Genomic DNA, 12,434 nt, shown 5'->3' with positions numbered 1-12,434 from the left:
CTGAGGAAGCCGCCACGGTCGTGGCGGCTTCCTCTTTTTCGCTACCCTCGGGCGATGCTGCCGGACGTGTTCGTCGCCAATGTGGTCGGCAACTGGGGCGAGGCGGGGCGCCGCTGGCTGGATACGCTGCCGCGGACCGTGGCCGCGGTCGCGGGCGACTGGGAGCTGACCGTCGGCGAGCCGTTCCCGCTGACGTTCAACTGGGTGGCGCCCGTGCGCCGGGCCGACGGGTCCGCGGCGGTGCTCAAGGTGGGCGTACCCGGCTCCCCGCACCTGGCCACCGAGGCCGCCGCCCTGACCGGATTCGCCGGGGAGGGCGCCGTGCGCCTGCTCGCCCGTGATCGGGTGCGCGGGGCCCTGCTGCTGGAACGCGCCGAGCCGGGCACCACCCTGCGGGCCCTGGTCCGCGACCACGACGAACAGGCCACCGCGGTGCTCGTCGACATCATCCGCCGGCTGCACCGCCCCGTGGTGCCCGGCGTCGAGGACATCGCCGGCCGGAGCGCGGACTTCGCCGCCCACCTCGAACGGTATCCGGGCGACGACCCGCTGCCCCGCGAGCTCGTCGTCCGGGCCGCCGGGCTGTTCGCCGAGCTCTGCCAGGACGGTGGCCGGGTGCTGCTGCACGGCGATCTGCACCACGAGAACGTGCTCGCCGGCACCCGGGAGCCCTGGCTGGCCATCGACCCGCACGGCGTCGCCGGACCGCCCGGCGCCGAGCTCGCGCCGATCCTCTGCAACCCGCTGACCGGCGACGAACCGACCCTGGCCCTGCTCCCGCGCCGGGTCGAACAACTCGCCGACGGTCTCGGCCTCAGCCTCGACCTGGCACGGGCCTGGGGCTTCGTGCTCGCGGTGCTCTCCGAGGTCTGGGACGCCGACAGCGGCCCGTCCACCCCTGGCCGGGCCCTGCGGGTGGCCCTGGCACTGCGCTCCTAGCTGACGTCCATCCAGGGGGCCTCGACCTCTTCCTCGACGTACACCGTGGCACCGTTGCGGCCGCGGCGCTTCGAGCGGTACATCGCGGCGTCCGCGTGGCGCATCAGGGCCTTGGAGTCCGAGCCGCCCGGGTACGAGATCGCCACGCCGACGCTGCAGCCCACGTCCAGCTTCAGCCCGGCCACCGACGCGTTGCCGGTGATGCCGTCGATGAGCCGCTGCGCCACGTTCAGTGCCTCCTCGGCGTTGCGGACCCGGGTCAGCACCACACCGAACTCGTCGCCACCGAGCCGGCCCGCCGAGTCGGTGTCGCGGGTCGTGCGCTTGATGACCGTGCTGATGGTCTGCAGCAGCCGGTCGCCGACGTCATGGCCGTACGTGTCGTTGACCGCCTTGAACCCGTCCAGGTCGCAGAAGAGCATCGCCACCGGGTGCTGGTACCGGGTGCCCTGCGCCAGGGCCCGCTCCAGGTCGCGCTTGAGCGTCGGCCCGTTGGCGAGGCCGGTGAGACTGTCGTGCGACGCCGCGTACGCGATCCGGTCCTGCACCGCCCGCCGCTCGGTGATGTCGCGCTGATGGCTGACGATCGCGTGCACCGCGGGGTGCGCCAGCATGTTGCGGGAGATGATCTCGTGCCAGTGCCAGGTGCCGTCCGCGTGCCGGACCCGCAGCTCCGCCGAGTGCTCGACGGTGCTGTCGGTCGCCAGCAGCCGGTTGAACAGCTCCATGGAAGCGATCTCGTCCTCCGGGTGGAAAAGCCCGCGCAGCACCTTGCCGCGCAGCTCGTCCGGCTTGTACCCCATGACCGGCTGGGCGGCCGGGCTCACCCACGACACGTTGCCCTCGGCGTCACTCATGGTGATGACCTCGGAACCGTCGCGCACCAGGGCCCGCAACCGGTCCTCGCTGAGCCGGGCGTCCTGCTCGGCCTCCTCGCGCTGGGTGACGAACGCACTCAGCGCCCGGGCGGTGGTCACCGTGCCGATGACGACCAGCGCGGCCAGGGCGTGCGACTGGGTGACGTCCAGGTAGCTGTGCACGAGACCGGCGGCGACCGCGAGCTGCCCGGCCAGGATCGACCCGGCACTGGCCAGTGCGGCCGGCTTCCAGGTACGCGCACCGCCCCGGCGCATGTGCACCGCCAGGATGTGCACGTGCGCCACGGCGAGCAGCGCACCCCAGCCCAGCAGGTACATCGTCGCGGTGGCGACGATCATCTGCAGGACCACGGCCGGTCCGAGCCGGTCCCGCCCGCCGGCCAGCGCGTCCTGGACCCGGGGCTGTTGCAGCACGGCACCGAGCCCCAGCGTCACGACGAACGTCCAGAGCGGGGCCTCACCGCCCACCCCGAGGCCCCGCAGAATCAGGACCACGACCAGTACCAGCAGGGGTTCCAGTCCGTGGCGGGCGAACCGCGTCACGCCGGCCGAGATGGTGTGCATCTACTCGTCGTCTCCCCGTGCGCCGCAGGTCTCTGGTGGTAGCCATCTCAATCGGCCACCACCGCGCGCATCAAAGGAACCGGACGGGAAAACTAGGGTCCATGCGACTCGACCTCAGTGGTAAGACGGCGTTGGTGTCCGGATCGACCCAGGGCATCGGGAGGGCCATCGCGGCCGGGCTGAGCGCGGCGGGCGCCCGCGTCGCCGTCAACGGCCGCGACGCGGCGAAGGTCGCCGAGGTGGTGGCCGGGCTCACCGGCGCGGTCGCGGCCCCGGGAGACCTTTCCACCGATGACGGTACGCAGGCAGTGCTGCAAGCCGTCCCCGAGGCCGACATCCTCGTCAACAACCTCGGCATCTTCGGCCCCACGCCGGCTCTCGAGATCACCGACGCGCAGTGGCGGCACTACTTCGAGGTCAACGTGCTCTCGGCGATCCGGCTCACCCGGGCCTACCTGCCGGGCATGCGCGAGCGTGGCTGGGGCCGCGTCCAGTACCTGGCCAGCGACTCCGCCATCGCCGTCCCGGCCGAGATGATCCATTACGGGATGACGAAGACCGCCCTGCTCGCGGTGAGCCGCGGGTTCGCCAAGGAGGCGGCCGGCAGCGGTGTCACGGTCAACAGCGTCATCGCCGGCCCCACCCACACCGGCGGCGTCGAGGACTTCGTCTATCAGCTCGTCGACAAGAGCCTGCCCTGGGACGAGGCCCAGCGCGAGTTCATGCGCGTGCACCGGCCGCAGTCGCTGCTGCAACGCCTCATCGAACCCGAGGAGATCGCCAACATGGTCGTCTACCTCAGCTCCCCGCTCGCGTCGGCCACGACCGGCGGCGCGCTGCGCGTCGACGGCGGCTACGTCGACGCGATCCTGCCGTGACCCGATTTTCTTGTCGGACGGTCCGGGCATAATCGCTAGTCATGAGCGACGCCCTGATCGACAGCCTCACCGCGGCGGTCGGCGCCCGGCCGGACGACCTGCCGCTGCGCCGGCACCTGGCCGAGCTCCTGATCGCCGCCGGCCGCCGGGCCGAGGCGGTCGCTCACGCCGCCCAGCTGCTCGCCCACGACCCCACCGACCCCGCGACCCAGCAACTCATGTCCGCGGCCCTGACCGCTCCGCCTCCCGCCGCTCCGCCTCCCGCCGCTGCCCCGGCTGTCTCCGGGCCGCCCACCGATCCTGCCGCGACCCCTTCCGCCTCCGAGAAAGAACGTTCGTTCTCCCGTGATCGGGATCGGGATCGGGGCGGCGTGGACTGGGACGCGCTCGAGGGGGAGTTCGACGGCGTCGTGCCGCCGCGGTTCGCCCGCGACGAGGACGCCGCCGAGCCGGTGCGCGGTGACCGGGACCGGGCGTTCGACGTCGAGCGCACCACCGTCACCCTCGCTGATGTCGGCGGCATGCAGGAGGTCAAGAAGCGCCTGGAGATGGCATTCCTCGGCCCGCTGCGCAACCCGGAGCTGCGCCGCCTGTTCGGCAAGAGCCTGCGCGGCGGCATGCTGCTGTACGGCCCGCCCGGCTGCGGCAAGACGTTCCTGGCCCGGGCCGTCGCCGGCGAGATGGGCGCCGCGTTCATCTCGCTGTCGATCACCGACGTGCTCACCATGTGGATGGGCAGCTCCGAACGCAACCTGCACGACCTGTTCACCGCGGCGCGCGGGCACGCCCCCTGCGTGCTGTTCCTCGACGAGATCGACGCGCTCGGCCACAAGCGCTCCCAGCTGGGCTCCTCGGCGATGCGGACGCTCGTGAACCAGCTCCTGACCGAGCTCGACGGCGTCGACGCCAACAACGACGGCGTCTTCGTCCTGGCCGCCACGAACGCGCCGTGGGACATCGACCCGGCGCTGCGCCGACCCGGCCGGCTGGACCGGACCCTGCTGGTGCTGCCGCCGGACGAGCCGGCTCGGGCCGCGATCCTGGAGTATCACCTGCGCGACCGGCCGGTGGCCGGGATCAAGCTGGCGAAGCTGGCCGCGGCCACCGACCACTTCTCCGGTGCCGACCTCGCACACGTCTGCGAGACCGCCGCGGAGTACGCGATGCGCGACGCCATCACCACCGGCGAGGTCCGGATGATCTCCCAGCAGGACATGACCGACGCGGTCCGGGAGATCCGGCCGTCCACCGACGCCTGGTTCGCCACGGCCCGCTCGGTCGCGCTGTTCGGCAACGACAGCGGGGAGTACGACGACCTCGCCGCGTACCTGAAGAAGCGCAAACTGCTGTGAGCGAGGCGTCCCGGCAGGCCCGGGTGCTGATCGGCGCCGGGCGGGACGCCGATGCCGAGGCGCGGCTGCGCGCGGCGCTGGCGGCGGCGCCGGACGAGCCGGAGCTGCTCGTCCTGCTCACGTTCGTGCTGCGGCGCCGGCGTGACTATCCCGGATCGCTGCGGGCCGGTGACGCCGCGGTCGCCGCGGACCCGGGCCGGTCCGACGCGCACGCCGAGCGGGCCGAGACGCTGCTGGCCCTGCTGCGGGACGCCGACGCGGGCGAGGCCGCCCGGGAAGCGGTCCGGCTGGACCCGTACCACCCGGACAACCATTTCGTGCTGGCCCGGGCGCTGGCCGCCGGCCGCCGCTTCGACGAGGCCCGCGCCGCGGCCGGGTACGGCCTGTCGCTGGACCCCCGGTCGGTGCCGGGCCTGCTCACCCTCGCCGATGTGGAACGCGACGCCGGTCACCGCGACGAGGCGGAGCGGGTCGCGCGGGAGGCGCTCGAGCTCGACCCCACCGATCCGTACGGCCGGTGGCTGATCGCGATGCTCGACGCCGAACGGTTGCGGGTGCGCCGGTCCCTGCGCACCTTGCGGGACATGGCCCGTGACAATCCCGCGCGGGCCGACGTGCTGTCGATGACGTGGCCGATCCGCAGCCTGCTGGCCGCCCTGCGCCGCTGGCTGGGCCCGGCCACGCTGCTCGTCGTGCTCGCCGCCCTCGCCGCCCTCGCCGCACGGCGCTGGCCGGTCGTGCTCCTGCCGGGCCGGGTCCTCGCGGTGCTGTTCGCCGTGGTGGTGCTGGGTTTCGGGCTGCGCGTGCTCGTCCCCGCCGGCCGGGTGCCGTGGCGCTGCCTGCGGCTGGTCCCGTGGGTGCTGCGCCGCGCCACCCGCGCCGCGGTGGTCGTGGTGGGCGTCATCGTCACCCTGCTCCTCGGGTACGCGGTCACGGGCGCCTGGTGGCTGCCACTGATCGCGCTCGCGGGTGCGCCGGTGCTCTGGCTCCTGGGCCTGGCGGAGATGGTCGGCGCGCGGATGGACGACCCAGGCTACCTGGAGGCGTTCCGGGATCTGCGCCGCGAGCTGCGCGAGTGGACCGCCGAGCTGCGGCAGTGGTGGGCCGACACCCGCCGCGAGCTGCGTGCGGTGTGGACCGGGAAGTGACCCCGCCGGTCGAGCTGCGCCTGACGTTGCGGCGCCCGTTCCTGCCGGACAGCCTGTTCGGGCACCTGGCCGCCACCGCCGTGCCGGGCGTCGAGGAGTGGCGTGGCGGTGCCTACCGGCGCACGCTGCGGCTGCGGGGCGGCCCGGCGGTGGTGGCGCTGACCCCGCACGCCGGGCACGTCGGGTGCCGGTTGTGGCTCACCGACCCGGCCGACCGTGACGAGGCCGTCGCGCTCTGCCGGTGGCTGCTCGACCTCGACACCGATCCCGCGCCGATCGCCGCCACGCTGGGCGCCGACCCGGTCCTGGCCCCGCTGCTCGCGGCCGCCCCGGGCCGGCGCATGCCCCGCTGCCCCGACGGTGCCGAGCTGGCCCTGCGCACGGTGCTCGGCCAGCAGATCAGCACCGCGGCGGCACGCACCCACGCCGGCCGCCTCGTCGCGTCGCACGGCACCCCGGTCGCCGACCCCGGGGGCGGTCTCACCCACCTGTTCCCGGTCGCCGGCCGCCTCGCGGACGTCGACCCGGACAGCCTCGCCCTGCCGCACGCCCGCCGGGCCACGTTCCGCACCCTCGCCCGCGCCCTGGCCGACGGCGACGTGGACCTCGACCGGCACGCCGACCGGGACACCGCCCGGGCCCGGCTGGCGGCCCTGCCCGGGATCGGGCCGTGGACGATCGAGACCGTGGCCATGCGCGCGTTCGGCGACCCCGACGCTTTCCTGCCCGGTGACCTGGGCGTCCGGGTGGCCGCCGGGACGCTGGGCCTGCCCGCCACCCCGGGCGCGCTGACCCGGCGGGCCGAGGTGTGGCGGCCCTGGCGGGCGTACGCGGTGCTCTATCTGTGGGGCAGCGGCACGCACGCGGTCAACTTCCTGCCGCCGGCAGGTCCAGCCGGAAACACGCCCCCGGCCCGCCGTCGTCGAGGTGGGTGAGGCTGCCGCCGTGTGCCCGGGCCAGGCCGCTCGCGATCGGCAACCCCAGCCCGGCCCCGCCGGTGTGCCGGGACCGCGAGGCGTCACCGCGGCCGAACCGTTCGAAGATGACCGTACGGTCGCCCGGCGCGACCCCCGGCCCGGTGTCGCGTACCTCCAGGTGGATCCGGTCGTCGTGGCGCCGTACGCGGACGGTGATCGTGCCGCCCGCCGGCGTCGCGTGCCGCGCGTTGTCGAGCAGGTTGGTGATGATCTGGCCCAGCCGCACCGGGTCACCGTCCACCTCGCAGCCGTGGCCGGGCACGTCGGCGACGACGGTGAGCGCGGGGGACAGGGTGCTCGCCCGGGCGACCTCCGCCCCGGCCAGCGCGGGCAGGTCCACCCGTTCCGGGAGCAGCGGCATGCCCTGGCCGAGCCGGGCCATGGTGAGCAGGTCGTCGACCAGCCGGGCGGCCCGCCGGGATTCGCGGACCAGCGCGACCGCGACCCGTTCCCGCTCGGCGCGCCCGGGGTTCTCGCGCAGCAGCAGCTCCGCGTTGGCCTGCATGCCGGCCAGCGGGGTGCGCAGTTCGTGCGACGCGTCGCTGAGGAACGAGCGCATCCGGGTCTCCGCCGCCTCCAGCTCGTCGAGCATCGCGTCGAACGCGGCGGCGGTGCGGCCCAGCTCGGAGTCCCGGTCCGGGCTGCCGAGCCGTTGTCCCCGGTCCCCGGCGGCGATCTGCCGGGCCAGGGCGGTCATGTCCTCCAGCGGGCGCAGCGCCCGCCCGGAGATCCGGGCCGCCGCCGCCCCGGCCAGCCCCAGCGCCAGCAGCCCACCGACGGTCTCGAACACGATGAGCCGGTGCAGCGCCTCGGTGATCTGGGTGGTGTCCAGGCTCAGCGTCAGCGTCTCGCCCCCGCGCAGCTCCGCGCGGACGATCAGCACACTGCCGGCGGTCTCGACCGGCAGGTCCGCGGCCTTGCCCGCCCGCCGCACCGGCCCTGTCCGGCCCGGTTCTGTGCCGGCCGGTCCCCCGCGGGCCGGGGGAGCGGGGCCGGCGGCCGCGGTCACGCAGGCCGTGGTTGCCGGGCCGCACAACCGGACCACCACGCCGTCGCCCCGCAGCCGGTCGGCGAGGTGCTGGGCGTCCAGGTCACCCTGCAACTCCCCGGCGAGGGCGGCCCGGTCGGTCAGCCGGGTCCGCGCGTCCGCGTGCAACCGGGCCGACAGCGCCAGGTCGACCGCCACGAACAGCAGCACCAGCACCACCGCGAGCAGTGCCATGACCGCCAGGGTGACCCGCCCGCGCAGCGACGCCGGCCCGCTCACGGCCGCAACACGTACCCCAGCCCCCGGGCGGTGTGGATCAGCCGGGGACCGTGCTGCTCGATCTTGCGGCGCAACGCGCTGACGTGCACCTCGACCAGGTTCGGGTCGTACTCGTCGTAGCCCCAGACCTGGGTGAGCAGCTGCGTCTTGGACAGTACCCGGCCGCGGTGCAGGCTCAGGTAGACCAGCAGCTTGAACTCGGTCGCGGTCAGGTCGAGCGTGCTCCCGGCACGTACGGCGACCCGGGCGTCCTCGTCCACCACCAGGTCGCCGACCTGCACGGTCGCCGGGATCCGGCCCAGCCGGCGCAGGATCGCCGCGACCCGGGCTAGCACCTCCACGGTGGCGAACGGTTTGACCACGTAGTCGTCGGCCCCGGCGGCGAACCCGGTGAGCCGGTCGGCGACCGCGTCGCGGGCGGTAACCATCAGCACCGCGCAGTCGCTGCGCATGCCCAGGGCCCGGGCCAGCGCGAACCCGTCCCGCCCGCCCGGCAGGTGCACGTCGAGCAGCGCCACGTCGGGCCGGAACGCGTCGACGACCGCCTCGAACCCGGTCCCGTCGGCGCACCCGCGGACCTCGTGCCCGGCGGCCCGCAGCGCCGCGGACAGCGGGTCCCGGATCGCGTCCTCGTCCTCGACCACCAGCACCCTCGCGACCATCCGCCGAGTGTCACCGCCGGTGCTGTGCGGGTGCCCTGTACCGGCTGAAGAGCACCTGAAGAGAACGCGGGTCTTCAGGTGCGCCTCAGGTGCGCGGGTGAGCCTGGTCCCCAGGCGCCGCGGTCCCGTGGCCCCCCCCCCGACCGAGGAGTGCTCCCTTGACCCCGACCGATCCCCGGACCAGCCGGATCCGCCGTGTCACCGTCGCCGTCGCGGCCGGCGGTGGCCTCGCGCTCGGCATCACCGGCCTGGCGTACGCGACCAGCGCGTCCGCCGCGGCCCCCTCCGCCGCTGCCCCTTCCGCCGCTGCCCCTTCCGCCTCGACCTCCTCCGCCGCGGCCCCCTCCGCACAGCCGTCCTCGTCGACCGCCCCCGACGGGCAGCGGACCCACCGGCCGCACCTGGACGGCACGGTGACCGCGATCGCCGGCGGGCACGTCGACATCAAGGACCGGGACGGGTTCACCCGCCGGATCAATGTCGCGACCGTCCCGGAGGGCGTCACCACCGGCGTCCGCGTGCACGCCGAGGGCACCGTCAACGCCGACGGCGTGTCCCTCGACGCCACCTCGGTCGTCGTCGCCCCGCAACGCCCCGAGGGTGGCCGCCCGAACGCTGCCCGGCCCGATGCTGCCCGGCCTGATGCTGCTCAGCCTGAGGGCGCGCTACCTGATGGTGCTCAGCCCGAGGGTGCCCGGCCCGATGGCGGCCCCGGCAAGGATGGCCACGGTCCGCGCGGCGGTGCGGGCCGTGGCGAGGCCGCCCCGGATCCCTCGGCCAGCGCCGCGCCCTCGCCATCGGCGACGTCCTGACCAGTGGCTGATCCCCGGGCCGGCACCTGATTCCGGGCCGGCGGCTGATCCCCGGCCAGCGGCTGATAGCCGACCCACGCCTGTGTCCCGGTCCCGCGCCTGATGCCGGGCTGGGTCACGGCCGTGGCGAGCCGTAGCGCAGGCCGTTGACCGTCAGGGTGATGATCCGGTAGGCGCGTTCCTCGGTGCCGGGCTCGTCGTGGGCGAGGCTGATGCCGCTCAGGGCCGCGGCGAGGTCCTCCGAGGTGGCTTCCGGCTGGATGAGTCCGTCGCGTCTCGCCGCCGCCATCAGCTCGTCCAGCGCCGCGAACATCCGGTCGTGACCGGTGCGCAGCGCGGTCGGGTCGGTGGCGGCGACGACCGACTTGAGGGCCATCGCCATGCCTGCCCGGCCCACCGCGAGGCCGATGAAGCGCCGCAGCCACGTCTCGATGGCCTGGTCGGCCGGCATCTCGTCGAGCAGGCCCGCCGCGCTCTCGCAGAACGTCTCGATGTCCTTCACGTAGGCGCCGGCGATCAGCGCCTCCCGGGTGGGGAAGTGCCGGTAGACGGTGGCGATGCCCACGCCGGCCCGGCGCGCGATCTCGTCGAGGGCCACGTCGACGCCCTTGTCGGCGAAGACCTCGAGCGCGGCGGCGAGCACCGCCTCGCGCTTGCGCAGTGCGTCGGCCCGCATCGGGCCACCCCCTTGCTAAGTGGAGGATTCTTCCATATCGTGTGCGGAGGAATCCTCCACTTAATCTAACCCCGCTGCGCCGGGCGTGCCAACCGCTGGGTGCGCCCGCGATGGCGGGCGTCGCGAGTAAGGCGGCCCGATGTCGTTCGTCCTGGAATTCATGCGCAGCCCGCTGACCGTCGGGGCGGTCGCGCCGAGCGGCCCGACGCTGTCCGAGGTGGTCACCGCGCCGATCCCGCGCACCGGGGACCCGGTGGTCGTCGAGCTGGGGGCCGGCACCGGATCCTTCACCGCGGCCATCCAGCGCCGGCTCGCCGGTCGCGGCCGGCACGTCGCGGTCGAGGTCAACGAGCGGTTCGCGGCCCGGCTGGCGGTGCGTCACCCGCACGTCGAGGTGGTCACCGGCGACGCGGTCCGGGTCCGGGAGATGATCACCGACCGCGGCCTCGGGGGTGCCGACGTCATCGTCAGCGGCCTGCCCTGGGCCGCGTTCACCCCCGGCCACCAGCGGGACCTGCTCGCCGCGGCGGTCGGCGCGCTCACCGCGGAGGGGGCCTTCACCACGTTCGCCTACGTGCACGCGCGCTGGACCGCCCCCGCCCGGCGCTTCCACCGGGCGCTGCAGGCGCGCTTCGAGGAGGTCGTCCTCGGCCGTACGGTGTGGTCGAACCTGCCGCCCGCGCTGGTCTACCACTGCCGCCGCCCGATCCCCGGGTTCTGATCGGGCGGCGATTCTGATCGGGCGGCGGCGGTGGCGTCAGCAGTTGCGCAGTTCCGGGGACTGGTTCAGCAGCTGGCCGCGCGGCGAGACGAACGCCCGGTGCCGGTCGCCGCCGACCGCGTCGCAGCGGAACGCCGCGACCCGGTGGCAGTTCTGGAACGCGAGCCGGGCGCCGAAGTGCCGTTCGAGCCCGCCCCGGATCGCGTCGCTGGCGAGGGCCCGCAGCAGCTGGCCGCGTTCGGCGTCGGACGGCGGCGGGATCTCGTGGTCGGCGAAGTCACCGCCGTCGCGGGCGAGGTCGGCCATCACGCCGCTGACCACGTCCCACGCGTAGGGCAGGGAGGTGCGCACGCAGTCGACGAAGTCCGCGTCGGAGACCTCGCCGCGCTCGGCGACGGCGAGCAGATCGGGGGACACGGTGAGAGACATACGGGTTCCTTTCCGGAGAAGACACCGCCGGGTGGCGGCGGAACCATCTTGTTGGAAACGATTTTCAGTTGCAAGCACGCCACGCCGGGCCGCGGGTTCACGAGCGCATGAGGGCCCAGCTGCGGCGGTCGCCCCAGATCGACCAGGGATCCAGGTAGGGCCGGGCGAGCGTCATGAGCTCGCTGTCGCCGTACCCGTGCAGCTCGTCCTGGGTGATCTTGCGAACCGTGCCGGCGAGAATGTCGGCGAGCTGGACCCGCGGCTCGGCCTCGGCCGCGGCCAGCTCGACCCGGGCGAGGTGCAGGTGGTCGCGGCGCAGCTGGAGCTGGAGCCGGGCCACCCGCTCCGGCGGCAGCATCGTCTGCCGGTCGTGGACGATCGTCACCGGCGTGCCGTCGCGGCCCCAGCGCGCCACCGCCCGCATCAGCGCGGGGATCAGTGGATCCAGCAACGACAGCCCCGGATCCTCGCGCAGCCGCCCGCGGAACGCCTCGGCCCGCTCCCGGCCGGCGAGCCCGCCCGCGATCCGGAAGAACGCCTCGACCGGCCCCGCCACGTCCTGCCGGTCCCGGCCGCGCAGCAGATTGTTCGCCGCGACCAGGAAGTCGTGGCTCGTCCCGTCGCTGTAGAGCGCCTCGGTGACCGCCCGGGCCCGGCCGTCGGGGGCGAGCCCGGTCTCCACCGGCTCGCTCAGCAGCAGGTCGGTGAGCTTGCCGAGCACGAAGTAGACCTTGTCGATCAGGAACACGTGCGCGCTGCGGAACAGCGGGCTGGACGGCCCGAGCAGCCAGACCAGGACCGGCCGGTGCTTCTCGCGCAGCAGGTGGTTGGCCTTGTACTCGGTGGCCGGGGAGCGGATGCGCTCCCGCAGCTCGGCCAGGCAGTCGGCGGCGACCCCGACGGGTAGCCGCACCCCGGCGTGCGCGAACACGTCGGTGGTGGTGTCGATCAGCCGTTCGCCTTCGTACCCGGATTCGTCGCACGCGATCTCGAGTGCCTGCACCCCACCATTATCGCCGACAGGCAGTGTTCCGCATCGATTTGTTCCCCACCGGCCGGCGGGAAAACGTGAATCGGGGTCAGTTCCACGCCGCGCCGGCCGAACGGTTCTGTGGAGGCTGATGATGCGGT

General features: G+C 74.2%; 13 protein-coding genes. 7 read left to right on the top strand and 6 right to left on the bottom strand.

Features of this window, described 5'->3' with window-relative positions:
- Nucleotides 1-54: 54 nt before the first annotated feature.
- Complete coding sequence (locus ACIA6A_RS19585) at nucleotides 55-939, top strand: aminoglycoside phosphotransferase family protein (protein WP_396099121.1); 885 nt, start codon at nucleotides 55-57, stop codon at nucleotides 937-939.
- Here the strand turns inward: ACIA6A_RS19585 and ACIA6A_RS19580 are convergent.
- Nucleotides 936-2,381 (bottom strand): diguanylate cyclase domain-containing protein, encoded by a 1,446-nt coding sequence (locus ACIA6A_RS19580; protein ID WP_396099120.1) that lies wholly within the window; start codon nucleotides 2,379-2,381, stop codon nucleotides 936-938. The two genes, ACIA6A_RS19585 and ACIA6A_RS19580, sit on opposite strands and share 4 nt — an antisense overlap.
- A 101-nt stretch (nucleotides 2,382-2,482) precedes the next feature.
- On the opposite strand from ACIA6A_RS19580, the gene ACIA6A_RS19575 reads away from it, so the two are divergent.
- The 4 genes from ACIA6A_RS19575 to ACIA6A_RS19560 are packed head-to-tail and all read left to right on the top strand — an operon-like array spanning nucleotide 2,483 to nucleotide 6,694.
- Nucleotides 2,483-3,259 carry an SDR family NAD(P)-dependent oxidoreductase gene (locus ACIA6A_RS19575; protein WP_396099119.1) on the top strand — a complete coding sequence of 259 codons (777 nt, stop codon included), beginning with the start codon at nucleotides 2,483-2,485 and terminating at the stop codon, nucleotides 3,257-3,259.
- A gap of 41 nt (nucleotides 3,260-3,300) precedes the next feature.
- Nucleotides 3,301-4,611: an AAA family ATPase gene (locus tag ACIA6A_RS19570; protein ID WP_396099118.1), complete on the top strand. Its 1,311-nt coding sequence runs from the start codon at nucleotides 3,301-3,303 to the stop codon at nucleotides 4,609-4,611.
- Entirely contained in the window at nucleotides 4,608-5,759 is a 1,152-nt protein-coding gene (locus tag ACIA6A_RS19565; RefSeq protein WP_396099117.1) for a hypothetical protein, read from the top strand. The genes ACIA6A_RS19570 and ACIA6A_RS19565 overlap by 4 nt, the downstream gene beginning before the upstream one ends.
- A complete protein-coding gene (locus tag ACIA6A_RS19560) occupies nucleotides 5,744-6,694 on the top strand; it encodes a DNA-3-methyladenine glycosylase family protein (RefSeq protein WP_396099116.1) in 951 nt (316 codons plus the stop codon). The genes ACIA6A_RS19565 and ACIA6A_RS19560 overlap by 16 nt, the downstream gene beginning before the upstream one ends.
- Here the strand turns inward: ACIA6A_RS19560 and ACIA6A_RS19555 are convergent.
- A complete protein-coding gene (locus ACIA6A_RS19555; protein ID WP_396099115.1) occupies nucleotides 6,627-8,003 on the bottom strand; it encodes a sensor histidine kinase in 1,377 nt (458 codons plus the stop codon). The two genes, ACIA6A_RS19560 and ACIA6A_RS19555, sit on opposite strands and share 68 nt — an antisense overlap.
- Nucleotides 8,000-8,665: a response regulator transcription factor gene (locus ACIA6A_RS19550; RefSeq protein WP_396099114.1), complete on the bottom strand. Its 666-nt coding sequence runs from the start codon at nucleotides 8,663-8,665 to the stop codon at nucleotides 8,000-8,002. The genes ACIA6A_RS19555 and ACIA6A_RS19550 overlap by 4 nt, the downstream gene beginning before the upstream one ends.
- Before the next feature lie 158 nt (nucleotides 8,666-8,823).
- Here ACIA6A_RS19550 and ACIA6A_RS19545 point away from each other — a divergent pair, with 158 nt between their 5' ends.
- Entirely contained in the window at nucleotides 8,824-9,477 is a 654-nt protein-coding gene (locus ACIA6A_RS19545) for a hypothetical protein (protein ID WP_396099113.1), read from the top strand.
- Nucleotides 9,478-9,592: 115 nt separating this feature from the next.
- Here the strand turns inward: ACIA6A_RS19545 and ACIA6A_RS19540 are convergent, their stop codons facing one another.
- On the bottom strand, nucleotides 9,593-10,153 hold the full coding sequence (locus tag ACIA6A_RS19540) for a TetR/AcrR family transcriptional regulator (RefSeq protein WP_396099112.1): 561 nt from the start codon (nucleotides 10,151-10,153) through the stop codon (nucleotides 9,593-9,595).
- 139 nt (nucleotides 10,154-10,292) lie between these two features.
- Here ACIA6A_RS19540 and ACIA6A_RS19535 point away from each other — a divergent pair, with 139 nt between their 5' ends.
- Nucleotides 10,293-10,874 (top strand): class I SAM-dependent methyltransferase, encoded by a 582-nt coding sequence (locus ACIA6A_RS19535; RefSeq protein ID WP_396099111.1) that lies wholly within the window; start codon nucleotides 10,293-10,295, stop codon nucleotides 10,872-10,874.
- A 36-nt stretch (nucleotides 10,875-10,910) separates the two neighbouring features.
- Here the strand turns inward: ACIA6A_RS19535 and ACIA6A_RS19530 are convergent, their stop codons facing one another.
- The gene (locus ACIA6A_RS19530; RefSeq protein ID WP_396099110.1) at nucleotides 10,911-11,303 is read right to left on the bottom strand and encodes an SCO5389 family protein; all 393 of its coding nucleotides are present in this window, start codon (nucleotides 11,301-11,303) and stop codon (nucleotides 10,911-10,913) included.
- 97 nt (nucleotides 11,304-11,400) lie between these two features.
- Nucleotides 11,401-12,306 (bottom strand): hypothetical protein, encoded by a 906-nt coding sequence (locus ACIA6A_RS19525; RefSeq protein WP_396099109.1) that lies wholly within the window; start codon nucleotides 12,304-12,306, stop codon nucleotides 11,401-11,403.
- Nucleotides 12,307-12,434: the final 128 nt, after the last annotated feature.

The organism is Actinoplanes sp. NPDC051494, assembly GCF_044454705.1.
GTDB lineage: Bacteria > Actinomycetota > Actinomycetes > Mycobacteriales > Micromonosporaceae > Actinoplanes.
The sequence above is the reverse complement of the archived record's forward strand: the minus strand, read 5'-3'. Positions and strand labels throughout refer to the sequence as shown.

Bases quoted from the DNA above. Each gene is read 5' to 3' on its own strand.
- ACIA6A_RS19585 (WP_396099121.1), top strand. From the start codon at position 55: ATGCTGCCGGACGTGTTCGTCGCCAATGTGGTCGGCAACTGGGGCGAG.
- ACIA6A_RS19580 (WP_396099120.1), bottom strand. From the start codon at position 2,381: ATGCACACCATCTCGGCCGGCGTGACGCGGTTCGCCCGCCACGGACTG.
- ACIA6A_RS19575 (WP_396099119.1), top strand. From the start codon at position 2,483: ATGCGACTCGACCTCAGTGGTAAGACGGCGTTGGTGTCCGGATCGACC.
- ACIA6A_RS19570 (WP_396099118.1), top strand. From the start codon at position 3,301: ATGAGCGACGCCCTGATCGACAGCCTCACCGCGGCGGTCGGCGCCCGG.
- ACIA6A_RS19550 (WP_396099114.1), bottom strand. From the start codon at position 8,665: ATGGTCGCGAGGGTGCTGGTGGTCGAGGACGAGGACGCGATCCGGGAC.
- ACIA6A_RS19540 (WP_396099112.1), bottom strand. From the start codon at position 10,153: ATGCGGGCCGACGCACTGCGCAAGCGCGAGGCGGTGCTCGCCGCCGCG.
- ACIA6A_RS19535 (WP_396099111.1), top strand. From the start codon at position 10,293: ATGTCGTTCGTCCTGGAATTCATGCGCAGCCCGCTGACCGTCGGGGCG.
- ACIA6A_RS19530 (WP_396099110.1), bottom strand. From the start codon at position 11,303: ATGTCTCTCACCGTGTCCCCCGATCTGCTCGCCGTCGCCGAGCGCGGC.